This window comes from Variovorax brevis (assembly GCF_030317105.1).
GTDB classification, from domain to species: domain Bacteria; phylum Pseudomonadota; class Gammaproteobacteria; order Burkholderiales; family Burkholderiaceae_C; genus Variovorax; species Variovorax brevis.
The window spans coordinates 386,409-404,620 of record NZ_JASZYG010000008.1; the positions used below are offsets into that span (position 1 = coordinate 386,409).

At 65.3% G+C, this 18,212-nt stretch carries 17 protein-coding genes; 9 read left to right on the forward strand and 8 right to left on the reverse strand.

Annotation, left to right across the window (positions count from 1 at the left end; genetic code table 11):
* The first annotated feature begins 83 nt into the window (after positions 1-83).
* Positions 84-1,535 carry a zinc-binding metallopeptidase family protein gene (locus tag QTI66_RS25600; RefSeq protein ID WP_286562889.1) on the forward strand — a complete coding sequence of 484 codons (1,452 nt, stop codon included), beginning with the start codon at positions 84-86 and terminating at the stop codon, positions 1,533-1,535.
* Here QTI66_RS25600 and QTI66_RS25605 read toward each other — a convergent pair.
* The 7 genes from QTI66_RS25605 to QTI66_RS25635 all read right to left on the reverse strand — a co-directional run bounded on the left by QTI66_RS25605 (position 1,512) and on the right by QTI66_RS25635 (position 7,403).
* Positions 1,512-2,771: a 6-phosphofructokinase gene (locus QTI66_RS25605; RefSeq protein WP_286562890.1), complete on the reverse strand. Its 1,260-nt coding sequence runs from the start codon at positions 2,769-2,771 to the stop codon at positions 1,512-1,514. The two genes, QTI66_RS25600 and QTI66_RS25605, sit on opposite strands and share 24 nt — an antisense overlap.
* Positions 2,768-2,998, reverse strand: coding sequence for a cysteine-rich CWC family protein (locus QTI66_RS25610; protein ID WP_286562892.1), 231 nt, complete (start codon positions 2,996-2,998; stop codon positions 2,768-2,770). Before QTI66_RS25610 ends, QTI66_RS25605 begins: the two co-directional genes overlap by 4 nt.
* 222 nt (positions 2,999-3,220) lie before the next feature.
* On the reverse strand, positions 3,221-3,877 hold the full coding sequence (locus QTI66_RS25615; protein ID WP_286562894.1) for a nucleotidyltransferase domain-containing protein: 657 nt from the start codon (positions 3,875-3,877) through the stop codon (positions 3,221-3,223).
* A gap of 6 nt (positions 3,878-3,883) precedes the next feature.
* Positions 3,884-5,047 carry an acyl-CoA dehydrogenase family protein gene (locus tag QTI66_RS25620; protein WP_286562895.1) on the reverse strand — a complete coding sequence of 388 codons (1,164 nt, stop codon included), beginning with the start codon at positions 5,045-5,047 and terminating at the stop codon, positions 3,884-3,886.
* An 11-nt stretch (positions 5,048-5,058) separates the two neighbouring features.
* A complete protein-coding gene (locus QTI66_RS25625; RefSeq protein WP_286562896.1) occupies positions 5,059-5,856 on the reverse strand; it encodes an enoyl-CoA hydratase-related protein in 798 nt (265 codons plus the stop codon).
* Position 5,857: 1 nt separating this feature from the next.
* The gene (locus tag QTI66_RS25630) at positions 5,858-7,036 is read right to left on the reverse strand and encodes an acetyl-CoA C-acetyltransferase (RefSeq protein WP_286562897.1); all 1,179 of its coding nucleotides are present in this window, start codon (positions 7,034-7,036) and stop codon (positions 5,858-5,860) included.
* 52 nt (positions 7,037-7,088) lie between these two features.
* Positions 7,089-7,403 (reverse strand): DUF2917 domain-containing protein, encoded by a 315-nt coding sequence (locus QTI66_RS25635; protein WP_286562898.1) that lies wholly within the window; start codon positions 7,401-7,403, stop codon positions 7,089-7,091.
* Positions 7,404-7,485: 82 nt separating this feature from the next.
* Here QTI66_RS25635 and QTI66_RS25640 point away from each other — a divergent pair, with 82 nt between their 5' ends.
* The 4 genes from QTI66_RS25640 (at position 7,486) to QTI66_RS25655 (ending at position 10,978) form a co-directional block, all read left to right on the forward strand.
* A complete protein-coding gene (locus QTI66_RS25640; protein WP_286562900.1) occupies positions 7,486-8,430 on the forward strand; it encodes a LysR substrate-binding domain-containing protein in 945 nt (314 codons plus the stop codon).
* 16 nt (positions 8,431-8,446) lie between these two features.
* Entirely contained in the window at positions 8,447-9,652 is a 1,206-nt protein-coding gene (locus QTI66_RS25645) for an MFS transporter (protein ID WP_444815046.1), read from the forward strand.
* A gap of 341 nt (positions 9,653-9,993) precedes the next feature.
* A complete protein-coding gene (locus QTI66_RS25650) occupies positions 9,994-10,212 on the forward strand; it encodes a hypothetical protein (RefSeq protein WP_286562901.1) in 219 nt (72 codons plus the stop codon).
* Complete coding sequence (locus tag QTI66_RS25655) at positions 10,205-10,978, forward strand: hypothetical protein (RefSeq protein ID WP_286562902.1); 774 nt, start codon at positions 10,205-10,207, stop codon at positions 10,976-10,978. The genes QTI66_RS25650 and QTI66_RS25655 overlap by 8 nt, the downstream gene beginning before the upstream one ends.
* A gap of 78 nt (positions 10,979-11,056) precedes the next feature.
* On the opposite strand, the gene QTI66_RS25660 is transcribed toward QTI66_RS25655, so the two are convergent.
* Positions 11,057-13,246: a malate synthase G gene (locus QTI66_RS25660; RefSeq protein WP_286562904.1), complete on the reverse strand. Its 2,190-nt coding sequence runs from the start codon at positions 13,244-13,246 to the stop codon at positions 11,057-11,059.
* A gap of 268 nt (positions 13,247-13,514) precedes the next feature.
* On the opposite strand from QTI66_RS25660, the gene QTI66_RS25665 reads away from it, so the two are divergent.
* The 4 genes from QTI66_RS25665 to QTI66_RS25680 are packed head-to-tail and all read left to right on the forward strand — an operon-like array spanning position 13,515 to position 18,175.
* On the forward strand, positions 13,515-14,705 hold the full coding sequence (locus QTI66_RS25665) for a CaiB/BaiF CoA transferase family protein (RefSeq protein ID WP_286562956.1): 1,191 nt from the start codon (positions 13,515-13,517) through the stop codon (positions 14,703-14,705).
* A gap of 19 nt (positions 14,706-14,724) precedes the next feature.
* Positions 14,725-15,690, forward strand: a complete 966-nt coding sequence (locus QTI66_RS25670; RefSeq protein ID WP_286562906.1) for a LysR family transcriptional regulator — start codon at positions 14,725-14,727, stop codon at positions 15,688-15,690.
* Complete coding sequence (locus QTI66_RS25675) at positions 15,687-16,139, forward strand: DUF2214 family protein (protein WP_286562907.1); 453 nt, start codon at positions 15,687-15,689, stop codon at positions 16,137-16,139. Before QTI66_RS25670 ends, QTI66_RS25675 begins: the two co-directional genes overlap by 4 nt.
* Positions 16,136-18,175 carry a spermidine synthase gene (locus QTI66_RS25680; protein ID WP_286562908.1) on the forward strand — a complete coding sequence of 680 codons (2,040 nt, stop codon included), beginning with the start codon at positions 16,136-16,138 and terminating at the stop codon, positions 18,173-18,175. Before QTI66_RS25675 ends, QTI66_RS25680 begins: the two co-directional genes overlap by 4 nt.
* The last annotated feature ends 37 nt before the right edge of the window (positions 18,176-18,212 follow it).

Here is an 18,212-nt window from a genome sequence, read left to right on the forward strand (position 1 = left end):
CGCTCCTACAAGGATATCGGCCTTTGTGAACAAGTGATGTCTCCTTGGAGCGCCACACAATCACCGTCCACACGAGGGACTGCATGCAAACACAGACCACCGAACGATCTGCTCCGGCGCCGCATTCCGGGTCCGTCGCAGCGAACCAGCCCTTGAACGATGCCGCAGCGCCTCAGCTGACCGACGAACTCGCGGCGCCGACCGTGAGCCGGGGTTATCAATGCCAGTGCGGCCGCCCGGTCTTCTTGCGAAACAGCCAATGTCTCGCCTGCCAGACGCCCTTGGGCTATGTGGCGGATCGCTTGGGCGTCGTGCCGCTCGCCCCGGCGGGGGAGGAAGGTGCCTTCACGGTCTTTGGTGACGAGGGCGGCAAGCGCTATCGGCGCTGCGAGAACTTCCTGGGCCCCTCAGGCTGCAACTGGTTGGTGCCCATCGTGAACGAAGGCGAAGAAGCGCCGCCCGAAACACACGGGCTGCGCCCCGGCCTGTGCCTGGCCTGCAGCGCGACGCGAACGATTCCCGACTTGTCAGTGCCCGAAAACGCCGAGTTGTGGAACAAGCTGGAGCAGGCCAAGCGCCGGCTCATCTCGCAGTTGCTGGCGCTGGGCTTGCCGGTGGTGTCGCGACTGGCCGATCCGCAGCACGGGCTGGCTTTCGATTTCCTGAGCAACCTGCCCGGCGCGCCGCACGTCATGACGGGCCACGACAGCGGCGTGATCACGCTCAATGCCGAGGAGGCCGACGACTCGGTGCGCGAGCGCATTCGCGCGCAGATGCGCGAGCCATATCGCACGCTGCTGGGCCACTTCCGCCACGAGATCGGTCATTACTATTGGGACTTGCTGGTCGCGCCAACGGGCTGGCTCGAACCCTGTCGCCAGCTCTTTGGCGACGAGCGCGCCGACTACGGGCAGGCGCTGCGCAATCACTACGACAACGGGCCGCCGCCGGACTGGGCATCGCGTTTCGTCACGAGCTACGCAAGCGCGCATCCCTGGGAGGATTGGGCGGAGACGTGGGCGCACTACTTGCACATGGCCGACACCGCGGACACGGCCCTGAGCTTCGGCGTGAACGCGAGCAACGTGGAGCTGTCCAGCGACCTGTTCAAGGCGGACGACCTGTGGCAACCCGATCATCCGGACGCGGCGCAGTTCCTCGACTTTCTCAATGGCTGGGTGCGCCTGACCAATGTGCTCAACGAGTTCTCGCGCAGCATGGGCCAGCCGGACAACTATCCCTTCGTGTTGCCGCATGCGGTGGTGGGCAAGCTGCAGTTCATTCACCAGGTGATTGCGGATCAGCGCAATGGCGTGTCGACTGCGCCGACTGCCTTTGCCGCGCCTGTTGAGCCGGCGATGTCTCCGGACTCGTCCATTCCCATGGAGTCGGCGGCACCGGCTGATGAGACGGCGCCCGCGCCTGTCAATGAACCCGTCGCGCCAGTGCCCGAGTTGCCTCAGGCGGACGCGCCCCTTGCGCCGGTCGACGCGCCTCAACCGGTCGCAGCCTCAGGCAATCGCGAAGGCGGCTAGCTTCTTCTCGATCGACTGGTTCTTCAGCGTCGCGTAGACCGGCATGCCCTTGCGATACGCCGGATAGTCCTCGCCCTCGATGAGCGGCAGCAGGTAGTTGCGGCACGCATCGGTGATGCCGAAACCGTCCGCGGAAATGAACTCGCGCGGCATCATCTTCTCGTTGTTGGCGACCTTGTCGAGCGTCGCCGTGCCGATGCGGTAGCTGTAGGGCGAATCCGAAATGCGCTCGATCGTCGGCATGACCGAGTTCTGGCCTTCCAGCGCGAGCTCGACGGCGCGCTGGCCGAGTTCGTAGGCCTGCTTCACATCGGTGGCCGAGGCAATGTGCCGCGCCGAGCGTTGCAAATAGTCCGCCACCGCCCAGTGGAACTTGTAGTCCAGCGCTTGCTTCACCATTTGGGCCACCACGGGTGCCGCGCCGCCGAGTTGCGCATGGCCAAAAGCATCGCGCGTGCCTTGTTCGGCCAGGAAGGTGCCGTCGGGATGATGGCAGCCTTCGGAGACGACGACGGTGCAGTAGCCGTGGTGCTTTACCAGGGCGTCCACGCGCGCCAGGAACAGCGGCGCATCGAACTCGATCTCGGGGAAGAGCACCACCACCGGAATGCCATGGTCCGCCGCCAGCGCACCGGCCGCCGCGATCCAGCCCGCGTGTCGCCCCATCACTTCGAGCACGAACACCTTGGTGGAACTGGCCGCCATCGAGCGCACGTCAAAGGATGCTTCGAGCGTGGACACGGCGACGTACTTCGCGACCGAGCCGAAGCCGGGGCAGCAGTCGGTCAGTGGCAGGTCGTTGTCGATGGTCTTGGGCACGTGGATGGCTTGCAGCGGATAGCCCATCGACTGCGACAACTGGCTCACCTTGAAGCAGGTGTCGGCCGAATCGCCGCCGCCGTTGTAGAAGAAGTAGCCAATGTCGTGCGCCTTGAAGACTTCAATCAGCCGCTCGTATTCGCGCCGGTTCTTTTCGAGCGACTTGAGCTTGTAGCGGCACGAGCCGAAAGCGCCGGCCGGCGTGCTGCGCAGTGCCGAAATGGATTCGGCGGATTCGAGACTGGTATCGATCAGGTCTTCAGCGAGCGCGCCGAGGATGCCGTTGCGCCCCGCGTACACGGTGCCGATGCGATCGGCGTGCTTGCGAGCTGTTTCGATGACACCGCACGCCGAGGCGTTGATGACCGACGTGACGCCGCCGGACTGGGCGTAGAAAGCATTCTTGGGGGAAGTCATGAAAGTTTCTCCTTGGCCAGCGCCTTGGCCGTGCATTTCGCGCAAATGCACGCGAGCCCGCGCGCATCGAGCGGCACGCTGGCGCGCAGCGAATCAGTGAATGTGGCGCCCATGCACCAGCAGGGCGGTTGCGCCTGCCCGGTCTCGCGCGCGAGTTCCATCGCGCAGCGATTCACTTCGCCGCAAAGGGGGCAGCGCGTGGGATCGGGAGACGGCAGGGCGGACATGGGTGCATTCTGCGGCAGGCACATGTCACAAGCAAAACGCCTGCCGTCTCGCAGCGACACGCGCAGTCGATCAAACCGGAGGCGGCGGCAGCTGAGCCAGTTTGACGGCGACTTGCTGGCACGCGGCAATGAGGTCGCGCGGTCCCGGAGCGCTGCAGGCCCGCGAATTCGCGGGCATCGGCGGGTTCGGTGTGCAGCGGTTTGCCCGGGCCGCAAAGATTCTCAAGTGGGGAGAGCATCTGCGCCCCCTATCACCCACAGCTTGGGCTGCGCCATGACCCGCTCTACAAACGATTCCTTGTTTTTGTGTTTTTGCATGAGTTCCCTCCCCGTCATGATTGTTGGATTCACGGTCCGTCCCAGGCGGGACGAGACTTCGTCGAGTGCCAGGAACAACTCGCCGTACGAGAGATCATCGCTGATGAGCATCAGGTCGATATCGCTCGCGGCCGTGTCGCTCTTTTTGGCAACCGACCCGAACACGAAAGCGGCTTCGATTTGCTCACGCAGGGGTTCGAGCGCTTCGCGCAGTGGACCCGCCAAGCCGAATGTCTTGCGGACGATGCCGCACAACTCGTCGTAGATGGGCGCGGTCGGGTTCGCTTGATAGTGCTTCTGGTTGCCAACCGGCGTGATGGTGAGCAGGCCGCTGTCGGCGAGGTGCTTGAGTTCGCGTTGCACGGCGCCGGAGCCGGAACCGGTCAGGTTGATCAGCTCCTTGGCAAAAAAGCTGCGCTCCGGTTGGCCGAAGAGGTAGCCCAGAACGCGCTGTTGCGTGGTGGTGAAAAGGGCGTCACCAAGCCCGCCGCCTTCGGGCGGAGCAGATCTCGATGCGGCTGACGTACCCATTTTGGGCATTGTAGTACCCAAATTGAGCATTTGTGATCAACGCCCGGGCAGCCCCATCCCCCGCGCAATCACCTCTTTCATGATCTCGTTCGTTCCGCCGTAGATCCGCTGCACCCGCGCATCCGCATAGGCCCGCGTCACGGGGTATTCCCACATGTAGCCATACCCGCCGAAGAACTGCACGCATTCATCCATCACCTTGCATTGCAGGTCGCTGGTCCAGTACTTCGCCATGCTGGCCGTGGCGGTGTCGAGCTTGTCGGCCATCAGGAGCTCGATGCACTTGTCGACGAAGACCTGCGCGACCTGCACCTGGGTCTGCAGTTCGGCCAGCTTGTAGCGCGTGTTCTGGTAGGCGCCGACGGGTTGGCCAAACACCTTGCGCTCCTTGACGTATGCCACCGTCTGCTCGATTGCCGCCTGCGATGCCGCCACGGCGCTGATCGCAATCTGCATGCGCTCCCACGGCAACTGCTCCATCAGGCAGATGAAGCCGCGACCTTCCTGCTGCGCGCCGCCGAGCAACTGGTCGGCCGACACGCGCACGTCGTTGAAGAACAGTTCCGACGTGTCTTGCGCTTTCAGCCCAAGCTTCTTGAGGCGCTTGCCTTTCTCGAAACCCGGCATGCCGCGCTCGATCAGGAACAAGCTCGTGCCCTTGGCGCCCGCGGCGGGGTCGGTCTTGGCCACGACGATCACCAGGTCGGCGAGCCAGCCATTGGTGATGAAGGTCTTGCTGCCGTTGATGACATAGCTGCCGTCCGCCTGCTTCACGGCGCTGGTGCGCACCGCCTGCAGATCGCTGCCGGCCGAAGGCTCGCTCATGGCGATGGCGCCGATCATTTCGCCGCTCGCGAGCTTGGGCAGGTAGTGATTTTTCTGTGCGTCGGTTCCGTAGCGAAGGATGTACGGCGCCACGATTTCGCTGTGCAGTCCCCAGCCGATGCCCGTGTGCCCGGCGGCCCACAGTTCCTCGAACTGGATCACCGAGTAGAGAAGGTCCGCGCCCGCGCCCCCGTATTCCTCAGGCAGGGACATGCACAGGAAGCCGTTGGCACCCGCCTTGTTCCAGACCTCGCGGTCCACATGGCCGCGTTCCTCCCATGCTTCGTGGAAGGGCGCGATCTCCTTGTCCATGAAACGGCGCAGGCTGTCGCGAAAGGCCTCGTGCTCGGCCGTGAAAAGGCTTCGTTCAATCACGGAACGCCCCTTCAACGGCCCGGGAACACCGGCTTGCGCTTTTGCTGGAAGGCGGCCACGCCCTCGGCAAAGACAGGCGCGTTGATCAGCACACGCTGGCGCTCGCTTTCGTAGTGCAGTTGTTCGCTCTGGGTGTGGCGCGCCGAGGCTGCAAAAGCCTGCCGCGCCTCGATCACCGCGTGCGCAGGGAGTTGGGCGAGCCGCCTGGCGATCTGGTCGGCTTCGAGCAGCAGCAGTTCATCTTCGAAGGCGGCCCAGATCAGGCCCCAGTCGGCCGCCTTGTCGGCGCTCAGGCGCTCGTCGAGCAGCGCCATGCCCATCGCACGCGCGGGACCGACCAGCCGTGGAATGGCCCAGGTGCATCCCAGATCCGGCACGATGCCGAGCTTGGGCAAAAAGGGCAGATAGAAATACGCGCTGCGCGCCGCAATGACGATGTCGCACGCCAGCGCAATGCCCACACCAGCCCCCGCTGCGGGGCCGTTGACGGCGCACACCACGGGCACCGGCATCGACCCGAGCGCTTCGATGATCGGATGGCTCAGCGACTGCATCCATTCGGCTGTGGCGTCTCCAGGCGACTTGCCGCCGGGAGCTTCGGAGCGGATCGTGCCCAGGTCGGCGCCCACGCAAAAGGCTTTGCCCGCGCCCGTCAGGACAACGGCGCGCACCGCGCGATCGTCGCGCACGTGCGCCAGCGCATCGCGCAGCGCCTGTTGCAGTTCGATCGCAATGGGGTTGAGCTTGTGCGGCAGGTTGAGCGTGAGCGTCGCGATGCCGTCCTTCGCGTCATAGAGGACGTAGTCCATGTCAAAGACGCTCGACGATCGTGACGTTGGCCATCCCGCCGCCTTCGCACATGGTCTGCAGGCCGTAGCGCTTGCCTCTTTGGTGCAGTGCGTTGACCAGCGTGGTCATCAGCTTGGTGCCCGATGCGCCGAGCGGGTGGCCCAGCGCAATTGCACCGCCGTTCACGTTCAGCCGCGCAGGGTCGGCGTCGAGCGTTTGCAGCCACGCGAGCGGCACCGGCGCAAAGGCTTCGTTGACTTCGTACAGGTCGATGTCCTGCATCTTCATGCCGGCCTTTTGCAGCGCGCGCGCCGTCGCGGGAATCGGCGCTTCCAGCATGATGACCGGGTCGTGCCCCATCACGCTCATGTGGTGGATGCGTGCCAGCGGCTTCACGCCGAGCGCCTTCAGGCCGCGTTCGTTCACGACCAGCACGCCGCTGGCGCCGTCGCAGATCTGGCTGGCGGTGGCCGCCGTGCAGCGACCGCCTTCGCGGATCAGCTTCACGCCCTGGATGCCTTCGAGCGTGGCGTCGAAGCGGATGCCTTCGTCCACTGCATGCATCTGGCCGCTGCCTGCGCCCTCGGCGGTGCGGATTTCGATGGGGACGATCTCGTTGTCGAAATGGCCCGCGCGACTGGCCGCGATGCCCCGCTGGTGGCTCTCGAAGGCGTAGCGATCCAGGTCGTCCTTGGACAGGCCGTAGTTCACCGCGATCATTTCCGCGCCGGTGAACTGGCTGAATTCCACGCCCGGATAGCGCGCCTGCATGGCCGGGCTCATGTAGAAGCCGAGGCCGGCCTTCTGCGGCAGGGCGTTGGGCGTGAACATGGGCACGCGCGTCATGCTTTCCACGCCGCCGGCGATCACCGCGTCCATGCTGCCCGACATCACGGCTTGCGCCGCGAAATGCAAGGCCTGTTGCGACGATCCGCATTGACGATCGACCGACGTGCCGGGTACCGATTCAGGCAGCTTCGACGCGAGCACCGCGTTGCGCGCGACGTTGGTCGCCTGTTCGCCGACCTGGCTCACGCAGCCAAGGATCACGTCCTCCACAGCCGCCGGATCGATGCCGCTTCGATCGACCAATGCGTTGATGACCTGCGCCGCCAGATCCACCGGATGCCATCCGGAAAGCTTGCCGCCACGACGCCCGCCCGCGGTGCGCGCGGTGGCGACGATGTATGCCTCTGCCATGTTCAAACCCCTTCAAGCAAACGTCGATGGTTCGACGCTTGCGCCCCCGCGGTCAAGCCGGGGACAACCCGTGCGGCAAAAGTCGCCAAGGCGACCACGGTTGCCGCTCGATGTTCGGCAGGGCGACTGGCTGCGCGTCGGACACCGCGATGGTCGAGGCTTCGAGTGCCGACACCAGCGCGCGCCGGTGCAACTCGCCGACATAGCGCTCGCCGGGCTCCAGCACGATGTCGCGCGCATCATCGTCCAGCGTGATCCAGATGCAGCCGCTGCGGCACTCGACGCCCACGCCCGCCGCGTCGGGCAGCGTCACGATGGCGTGCGCCGGAAGATCGATCTGGAAGCGGGACGTTCTCTTCGTGGTCATGGCAGGCTCCTTCGCATTCTTGATGAGAATGAATATAGTGAGCAGCGCGCCATCTTTCATGCGGTGAATAGGAACACGTTGCATGCGTCCGGAGAATGCGAAACCCCTGCCTGACCTGCCGCCCCTCGAACTGCTGCGGGCCTTCGAGGCGGCGGCGCGCACGCTCAGCTTCACGCTGGCGGCTGCCGAACTGCACCTAACCCAATCCGCCGTCAGCCGGCAGATCCAGCAGCTCGAAGAAAGCGTCGGCGTGCTGCTGTTCGAGCGGCGGCACCGCGCGATTGCGCTGACCGAGGCTGGGCGCGTGCTGCAGCGCGCCACCGTGGAGTGCATCGAGCGCCTGCGCGATGCCACCGCCCGGCTGCGCGCCGTTCCGGCGCCGCGCCAAATTGCCATGACCTGCACGCCGGGCTTTGCCTCGCTCTGGCTCATTCCGCGCCTGGCGCGCTTCACCGCCAGCCATCCGCAGGTGGACGTTCGCGTCTCGGCCTCACTGGAGGTTTTCGACCTCGACCGCGCGCGCCTCGACCTGGCGGTGCGCTTCGTGGCGATGAGTCGCGGGACTGGACCGGTGCTGTTCGAGGAATCGGTGATGCCGCTGTGCGCGCCGCAACTCGCCGCCACGCTGAAAGTGCCGGAGGACCTCACGGAGCACACCTTGCTCACCATCGAAGGCCCCACGCACAACGAAGCGCCGACCACGGACTGGGAGCCCTGGCTCGAAATCATGAAGATCCCCGAGCTGCACATGAAAAGCACCCTGCGCTTCTCCCACTACACGGACGCCGTCAGCGCCGCGGTGGCCGGGCAGGGCGTCGTGATCGGGCGGCTGCCGCTGTCGCAGGACCTGTTGCGCGACGGGCGACTGGTGGCGCCCTTTGGCGAAGGGGCGTCGTCGCGTCGCGGCTACTTCATCGAGGCCTCGCGCCGTGCGGCGGGCAATGCCGACGCGCAGGACTTCATTCGCTGGCTGCGCGCCGAGGCGGAAGCCACGCGCAGCGGCCAAACACCCACACGCCAAGGCTGACGCCGACGCGCTGTTCATGAAAGTCTTGATGGCCGTCGCCCAATCCGAATCCTCCAAGGCTGGCCTTTCAACGCCGGTGCTGTTCCTCATGGCCGTGGCGTCCGGCCTGTGCGCCGGTGGCAACTATTTCAACCAACCGCTGCTTCACTCGATTTCGCTCAGCCTGAACGTCAGTCAATCGCAGGCAGCGCTCACGGTGACGATGGCGCAGGTGGCCTACGCCTTCGGCCTCGTCCTGCTCGTGCCGCTGGGCGACATGCTGGAGCGGCGCCGTCTGGCCGTGACGCTGATGCTGCTGGCGGCGATCGGCCAGTTCACCAGCGGCTTTGCGGCCAACTTCGGGATGCTGGCGGTCGGCACCATCCTTGCCGGACTGTTTTCGGTGGCGGCGCAGATCCTCGTACCGATGGCGGCCACGCTGGCTGCGCCGGGGCGCAGCGGGCGCGCGGTGGGGATGGTCATGAGCGGGCTGCTCACCGGCATCCTGACGGCACGCAGCGTGGCCGGTTTGCTTTCGGGCCTCGGCGGCTGGAACACCGTGTACCGTGTGGCCGGCGTTGCGATGCTCTTGCTCGCGCTTGCACTGCGTTTTTCGCTACCGTCGTCGCGCAATCCGACGCGCGTGCGCTACGGCGAGGTGCTGGCATCGCTCGTCACGCTGTTCATGCGCTTTCCGCGGCTTCGCAGCCGCGCGCTGGTTGGCGCACTGTCGTTCTCGTCGGTGAGCGCGCTGTTCTCGACGATGGCGTTGCTGCTGTCGGGGCCGAACTACGGCATGAGCGACTCAGCCATCGGCTTGGTCGGGTTGGTGGGTGTGGCGGGCGCGTCCATGGCCAGCGTGGCGGGGCGGCTGGCCGACAAGGGATGGGTGCAGCAGACCACCGCGGCGGGCGTGGTGTTGCTGGCACTGAGCTGGGGAATGCTGTGGCTGGGCGTGGACCACCTGGGATGGTTCATCGCCGGCATGCTGGTCATCGACCTCGCGCTGCAAGCGGTGCACATCAGCAACCAGAACGTGGTCTATGCGCTGGCGCCGGAAGCGCGTTCGCGTTTGAACGCGGTGTACATGACGAGCTATTTCATCGGGGCGGCGAGTGGATCGGCGCTGGGGTCGCTGGCGTGGCGGCATGGAGGGTGGCATGCGACGTGTGCGGTGGGGGCGTGCCTGGCGGCATTCGCAGGTATGGCGGTGTGGAACGATCGTCGTATTGCGCGCGCCTGATTGAAAGTACTTGTGCGCGGGAACCTGCCATCGCGCAGGTTCGAGAAGGCGTGCATTTCCCGCCGCAGGCTTGTGGGTTCACGGCCACAACGTCACATCAAAGTGCTTGCGCCTGCGTCGCAGCTTTTGCAGAATCCGCTCCTCGTTTTCAGAACTGCATTGCGGCCGGTGACCAGTAACCTCCCGGCTGCCACAAGGCTCAATTTTTCTTCATGAACCGTTTCATCGTTCACTGATCCGCACACCACCGCCCCGGCTGGATGTGCATCGCATCCAGCCGCGGACCGCAAAGCCCCGGCGCATTCACTTTCGCCGGGGTTTTTGTTTTGGAGTGTGCGCACATGAGTGCCCAACGCAAGGCGCGTGACGACAACAAACGTCTCGCCCGTTTCTATTTTTCGCTGCCGGCTGACAAGCCGCGCAACCCGGTGGTCGCCGCGCTCGCGCAGCGTGGCGGCAATGGCCAGAACGCCGGTCGTCACCTGCGCAGTCATGGCGCCGAACGCCGCGCACAAAAGGTCGCGCTGCAACAGCTCGCACGGGAGATCGGCCATGCGTGAAGACATGTACAAGGTCATCGTCGAGCGTCCGCGCCGCGGCGGTGGCGTGCAGGGCGAAGGCCGCATCTGGCGCAACAGCCGAGACCGTGGCTCGCACCTGGGCATGAAGCGCGGATACGGTTGGGGCAAGCACCTCAACGAGAACCTGGCGCCGCTCAAGCGCTGGCTGCACAAGCAGGTTCATCGCCCGTGGGACAAGGTCTACGCCGAGCTCTGCGGCGGCATCGACAGGCGCAACACCGTGCAGGCGCACATCCACGAACACATCGATGGCTTCGTGGCGCGCTTCACGACCTGGGAAGACGGCGAGGTGGTGCTCCACAGCAACCGGGGCTGGCATGGTGGGCCGGAACGGCTCTGCGACGCGCGCCATGTGGAGCTGTTCGTGCATCCGCTCACAGGCATCCTGCTGCCGAACCGGGCATCAAGCGCCTCGCGCGCTGCGTGGAGTGCGCAACAGAAGGCCGCAGGAAAGCCGGCTACGCGACGCATCGATATTGACGACTGGACTCAATGGCATTGCCTCGATGGCGACTGGTTCGAGATTGCGCTTGAGCTGCTTCCGCCCGCCACTGCGCCTTCACCGGGTCGTTGGGATGCGCTTCTTAAGCAACAGGCCCTTCGCGGAAGAACTTGCCCGCCCGGCACGCTGGACAGCGTTGGGCTCTATGGCCGCGCCAACGTCTATGCAGTCAGCAAGCGCCGTATCGGCCGCGCGGAATTTCGTCGGCGATTTCCCAACGGCATGCCGGGAGGCGTCGCGTGAATCATCTGGCCTGAGAAAACAAAACGGCGCCCGAAGGCGCCGTCATTGCATCGAACACGAAGCCCGGCACTCAGCCGATCAAGCCTCGGCCTTCACCTTCAGCCGCCATGCATGCAGCAGCGGCTCGGTGTACCCGCTCGGCTGCTCGATGCCCTTGAACACAAGGTCCAGCGCCGCCTGGTAAGCCGCCGAGGTCTTGAAGTTCCCCGCCATGTTCTGGTACAGCGGATCGCCGGCGTTCTGCCCGTCGACCACCGCGGCCATGCGCTCGAAGGTCGCGTTGACCTGCTCCTTCGTCACGACGCCGTGCAGCAGCCAGTTGGCGATGTGCTGGCTCGAGATGCGCAGCGTCGCGCGGTCTTCCATCAGGCCGACGTTGTGGATGTCCGGCACCTTCGAGCAGCCCACGCCCTGGTCGATCCAGCGCACGACATAACCCAGGATGCCCTGCACGTTGTTGTCGAGTTCCTGCTGCTTCTCGGCAGCGGTCCAGTTGGTGTTCGGCGCGATCGGCACTTGCAGCAGGCCAGCCAGCAGGTTGTCGCGCTCGATGTTGGCGTCGATCTTTTCCAGTTCCTTCTGCACGTCGGCCACGCTCACCTGGTGGTAGTGCAACGCATGCAGCGTCGCGGCGGTGGGCGAGGGCACCCAGGCGGTGTTGGCACCCGCCTTGGGATGGCCGATCTTCTGTTCGAGCATCGCGGCCATCAGGTCGGGCATGGCCCACATGCCCTTGCCGATCTGCGCACGACCGCGCAGGCCGCACGACAGGCCGACCAGCACGTTGTTCTTCTCGTACGACGTGATCCACGGCGTGGTTTTCATGTCGCCCTTGCGCAGCATTGCGCCGCCGTGCATGCCGGTGTGCATTTCGTCGCCGGTGCGGTCCAGGAAGCCGGTGTTGATGAAGGCCACGCGTGCGCCGGCTTCGGCGATGCAGGCTTTCAGGTTCACGCTGGTGCGGCGCTCTTCGTCCATGATGCCCAACTTGACGGTGTTGGCCGGCAAGCCCAGCAGCGCTTCGACGCGGCCGAACAGTTCAGCAGCAAAGGCCACTTCCTTCGGGCCGTGCATCTTCGGCTTGACGATGTAGACGCTGCCCGTGCGCGAGTTGCGGATGCCGTTGGCGCCCTTGCCCTTGATGTCGTAGGTGGCGATGGTCGTGGTGATGACCGCGTCCATGATGCCTTCCGGAATTTCCTTGCCGCCGTCGAACAGGATGGCGGGGTTGGTCATCAGGTGGCCGACGTTGCGCACGAACATGAGCGAGCGGCCGTGCAGCTTCACGGGCTTGCCGTCGGCGCCGGTGTATTCGCGGTCGGCGTTCAGGCGGCGCGTGAAGGTCTTGCTGCCCTTTTGCACTTCTTCGGTCAGCGTACCGAGCTGGATGCCGAGCCAGTTCTCGTACGCGACGACCTTGTCGGCCGCATCGACCACGGCCACGGAATCTTCCAGGTCGAGGATGGTCGAGAGGGCCGATTCCAGCACCACGTCGCTCACGCCGGCTGCGTCGGACTTGCCGATGGCCGTGTTGCGGTCGATCTGGATGTCGAGGTGGATGCCGTTGTGCTTGAGCAGCACCGACGACGGCGCCGACGCGTCACCTTGATAGCCAATGAATTGCGACGCATCCGCCAGCGTCGTGCTGCTGCTGTGCAGGGCGACGACCAGCTTGCCGTCCTTCACGCTGTAGCTGGTCGCATCCTTGTGCGAGCCGTTTTCCAGCGGCGCAGCCTGGTCCAGCACGTTGCGTGCAAAGGCAATGACCTTCTCGCCGCGCACCGGGTTGTAGCCCTTGCCCTTTTCAGCGCCGCCGCTCTCGGAAATGGCGTCCGTGCCATACAGCGCGTCGTACAGCGAACCCCAGCGCGCGTTGGCGGCGTTGAGTGCGTAGCGGGCGTTCAGGATTGGCACCACCAGTTGCGGGCCGGCTTGCGTCGCCAGTTCGGCGTCGACGTTCGAGGTCGTGGCCTTCACGTCCTGCGGCTGGGGCAGCAGGTAGCCGATGCCTTCCAGGAATTGCCGGTACGCCGGCATGTCCTTGATCTGGCCCGGGTTGGCCTTGTGCCAGGTGTCGAGTTCCACCTGCAGTCGATCCCGTTCAGCCAGCAGCGCGGCATTCTTCGGCGCGAGGTCGTGAACGATGGCGTCGAAGCCCTTCCAGAAGGCGTCGCTGGCGATGCCGGTGCCGGGCAGCACCTTGTCTTCGACAAAGCGATAAAGCTCGGTGGCCACCTGAAGGCCGTGGGCGGTGGTGCGGTCGGTCATGTTTGAACCCCAGAAATGAGAAGAGATGGTGTGCTGTCGCGCACGCACGTGAGCGCGCGCGCTGAACCCTGTACTTTATTTGATACTTGGCGGAAGATTAATCGCCGAGAAAGCCATTTATTCGTGACATAAATGCATGTAATCGGAAAAGGGCGCCGGGGGCGTCGGGTGCTGCATCGCACGTGAAATGCCCTGTCGTCGAAACCGGCCGTGAGGCTACGCCATTCGAGAGGAAAAGTGCATGAATATCTCCACCGCTGAAGCCGGCATGGCCCAAGGCGCGGCGCTGCCCTACGCTGGCGTGCGCGTCGTCGAATTCACCCACATGGTGATGGGTCCGACCTGCGGCGTGCTGCTGGCCGACCTGGGCGCCGAAGTAATCAAGGTCGAACCCATCGAGGGTGACAACACCCGCCGCCTGCTGGGCTCGGGCGCCGGCTTCTTTCCGACCTTCAACCGGAACAAGAAAAGCGTCGCGCTGGACCTCAAGACCGCCGAGGGCCTGGAAGCGGCGATGCGCCTGGTTGCCACCGCCGACATCGTGAGCGAGAACTTCAAGCCCGGCACCATGAAGAAGCTGGGCCTGGACTACGAGACGCTTCGCCAGAATCACCCGCGCCTGATCTACGTGAGCCACAAGGGCTTCCTGCCCGGCCCCTACGACCACCGCACCGCGCTCGACGAAGTCGTGCAGATGATGGGCGGCCTGGCCTACATGACCGGCCGGCCCGGTGATCCGCTGCGTGCTGGCAGCAGCGTGAACGACATCATGGGCGGCCTGTTCGGTGCCATCGGCGCCATGGCCGCGCTGCGCCAGCGTGAACAAACCGGCGAGGGCTGCGAGGTGCAGTCGGCGCTGTTCGAGAACAACATCTTCCTCGTGGCGCAGCACATGATGCAGTTCGCCGCCACCGGCAAGGCGGCCGACCCGATGCCCAGCCGCATCTCGGCCTGGGGCATCTACGACGTGTTCACCGCGAAGGAGGGCGAGCAGATCTTCCTGGCGGTGGTGAGCGACAAGCAGTGGTCGATCTTCTGCAAGGCCTTCGGATTGAGCGAACTGCTCGCCGATCCGCGCCTGAAGACCAACAACGACCGCGTGAACGCACGCGAATGGTTGATGCCGATCCTGCGCTCACACCTGGCCGAGCGCAGCGCCGCCGAACTCAGCACCGTGTTCGAGCAGAACGAGTTGCCTTTCGCGCCCATCACCCGGCCGCAAGACCTCTTCGACGATCCGCATCTCAATGCGACGGGCGGCCTTGCGCCGGTGCGCATGAACGACGGCAGCATGTCCAAGGTCCCGCTGATGCCCTTCACCTTGGCGGGCGGGCGTCCCGGCATTCGCCTCCAGCCGCCGCTGATCGGCGAGCACACGGGCGAATTGTTGCGTGAACTCGGCTACAGCGACGCGGACATCGCCACGCTCAAGGAACGCGGCTTCGCGTCCGGGCAATGAAGCGACGAACGGCACGCGCATGGACCGCCTGAAGCAACTCGAATCCTTCGTCGCCATCGCCACGCGCGGCAGCCTCACGGCGGCTGCGAAAGCCGAAGGCGTGGCGCCCGCCATCATGGGCCGTCGCCTCGATGCGCTGGAAGAGCGGTTGGGCGTCAAGCTGCTGGTGCGCACCACGCGGCGCATCACGCTCACGCACGAGGGCAGTGCTTTCATGGAAGACTGCCAGCGTTTGCTTGTCGAGTTGGCCAACGCGGAAGCCAGCGTCAGCGCGGGCGGCGTGAAGGCCAGCGGCCATCTCCGCGTCACTGCGCCGGCGGGCTTCGGACGGCGGCATGTGGCGCCCCTGGTGCCGCGCTTTCATGAACTGCATCCGGAAGTCACCATCTCGCTCAACCTGAGCGACCGCGTGATCGACGTGGCCGGCGAGAACTTCGATTGCGCCGTGCGCGTGGGCGACCTGCCCGACTCCTCGCTGGTGAGCCTGCGCCTTGCCGACAACCGGCGACGCTGCGTCGCGACGCCGACCTTCCTGCGCCATCACGGCCGGCCGCAGCACCCGAGCGACCTCGCGCGCTTCTCGTGCCTGACCTTGTCGAGCGATGCATCGCAAACACGCGGCTGGGCCTTCCGCATTCCCAGACCCGAAGCCGACGGCGAGTTCGAAGTGATCCATCTCAAGCCCACCGGCCCGCTCGATTGCTCCGATGGCCAGGTGCTGCACGACTGGTGCCTTGCCGGCCACGGCATCGCGTGGCGCAGCACATGGGAGGTCGAAGCCGAGATCGACGCCGGCCTGCTGGTGCCCGTGCTCGATGAGTTCGCCGCGCCGCCCAACGGCATCTACGCCGTGTTCCCGCAACGCAAGCACCTGCCGTTGCGCGTACGTCTCTGGCTCGATTTTCTGAAGGCCCACTATGGCAGGCCCGAGTTCTGGGGCGGCACAATCGCTTCGCCATCACAACAACGAGAAAGTGCCCGATGACACTCGAAGCGATCCTTGCCTATCTCCACTTGCTGGCCATCCTCACGATGGTGGTCTTCATCGCGAGCGAGGCTGCCTTGTGCAGGGTGGAGTGGCTCAACAAGGCGGTCGTCGAGAGGCTGGCGCGCGTCGACATGGTCTACGGCATTGCGGCGGTGATGGTGCTGGTCACGGGCCTCGTGCGCACATGGCTGGGCGTCAAGGGCACCGCGTGGTACTGGACCAACCCGCTGCTGCACATCAAGCTCACGCTGTTCATCATCGTGGGCGTCACCTCGATCTTTCCGACGATGACCTTCCTGCGCTGGCGCAAGGCCTTGCGCGCCACGGGTGCGCTGCCGTCTGAAGCCGAGATCAGGAAGACGCGCAAGCTCGTGATGATCCAGGCGCACATCATTGCCGTGATCCCGCTGGCTGCGGTGTTCCTTGCGCGCGGCTACGGCAAATGAACTCCGGTGTCAGATTTCTCTTTGCAGGCACGATCTTCACCAGTGCCTTCCTGCTGTTTCTCGTCCAGCCGCTGATCGCCAAGCAGATCCTGCCGTGGTTCGGCGGATCGGCGGCCGTGTGGTCCATCTGCATGGTGTTCTTCCAGGTGGTGCTGCTGGCGGGCTATGCCTACTCCGATGCGGTCACACGTCGGCTCAATGCGCGGATGCAGGCGCGCGTGCACGTCGCGCTCTTGCTCGCAAGCCTGGCCTTCTTGCCGATCGTCACCAGCGCGCGCTGGAAGCCGGTGGGCTCCGAAGACCCCACACTCTGGATACTCGGCCTGCTTGTCGGCACCATCGGCCTGCCCTACTTCCTGTTGTCGACCACCGGGCCGCTGGTGCAGTCGTGGCTGTCGCGCACGCCTTGGGGCGCGCAGGTGTACCGCTACTTCTCGCTGTCGAACCTCGCCTCGCTGGCGTCGTTGTTGAGCTACCCGGTGCTGATCGAGCCACACAGCACGCTGTTGCAGCAAGCGCGTGGCTGGTCATGGGCCTTTGCGGCTTTTGTGGTGCTGTGCATCGGCACGACGCTGTACGCGGCGCGGCAAGGTGCATCGCCTGCCGCCACGACGACAAAGCCCGACGAGCCCGCCGCGTCGCCGGCCGCACCAGCGCCACGCGTCTCCGACTACCTGCTCTGGCTTGGCCTGCCTGCGCTCGGCTCGTGGCTGTTGTTGGCCGTGACCAATCACATCACGCAGAACGTTGCCGCCATTCCCTTCCTCTGGGTGCTGCCGCTGTCCGTCTACCTGCTGACCTTCGTGCTGTCCTTCGAGAGCGATCGCTGGTACCGGCGCGCTTTCTTCGTGCCGGCCACGGCCGCGATGCTGGTGCTGTGCGCCTTCGGCCTGCAGGACAACCTGGGTTTCGACGTCAAGACCGCGCTGCCGATCTACGTCACAGGCCTGTTCGTGCTGTGCATGTTCTTTCACGGCGAAATGGCGCGCATGCGGCCGGCGGCGAAGTACCTCACGCGCTTCTATCTCATGCTCTCGCTGGGTGGTGCCATCGGCGGCGTCACTGTCGGGCTGATCGCGCCGCATGTGCTGCCGGCTTACTACGAACTCGGCGTGGGGCTCGTGCTCAGCGCGCTGGCCGGCGCGGCGGTGATGCGCGGGCGGCGCTTCGGCCTCATCGGCGGCACGGCGCTGGCTGCCTGCTGCGCGTGGTTTCTGGCGCTGCAGGTGCGCAGCGACACCAGCGATGCGCGCGAGATGATGCGCAGCTTCTACGGCACGCTCATCACCCTCGACGCGCGCCGCGATGACCCGGCAACGGCAGTGCGCCAGATGTACCACGGCTCGGTCAAGCACGGCGAGCAGTTCCTCGCGCCTGCCAAGCGTCGCCAGCCGACCAGCTACTACGGCGAAAGCTCGGGCATCGGTCTGGCCTTGGCCGCAGCACCCGAGCGGGCGCGCCGCGTCGGCCTGATCGGGCTGGGTGCGGGCACGCTCGCGGTGTATGGGCGCAAGGGCGACGTGTACCGCGTCTACGAAATCAACCCGCAGGTGTTCGAACTGGCCGACACCGAATTCACTTTCCTCAAGGACAGCCCCGCGAAGATCGATCGCGTGCTGGGCGATGCGCGACTGGCGCTCGAGCGCGAGGAGCCGCAGCAGTTCGACGTGCTCGCGGTCGATGCGTTTTCAGGCGATTCGGTGCCCATCCACCTCATCACCGCGGAGGCGATGGAGGTCTACCTGCGCCACATGCAACCCGATGGCGTGATCGCCTTTCACGTGACCAATCGCTTCCTGGCGCTGGCGCCGGTCGTGCAATCCATCGCCCAGGCGCAGGGCCTGCATGCGGTGCTGGTGCACGACGAAGCCGAGCACAACGATGCGTTGCGCCGCACCGACTGGGTGCTGGTCTCGCGCACCGCCGCAAGCCTCGATCGCGAGGCCATTCGCCGTGCGAGCGTGCCCTTCACGCCCATCGAGGGCCTGCACGCATGGACGGACGATTTCAACAACCTGTTTGGCGTCTTGAAGTAGGGCGCTCAAAGCAAGAGGCCCGCACGCGGCGGGCCTC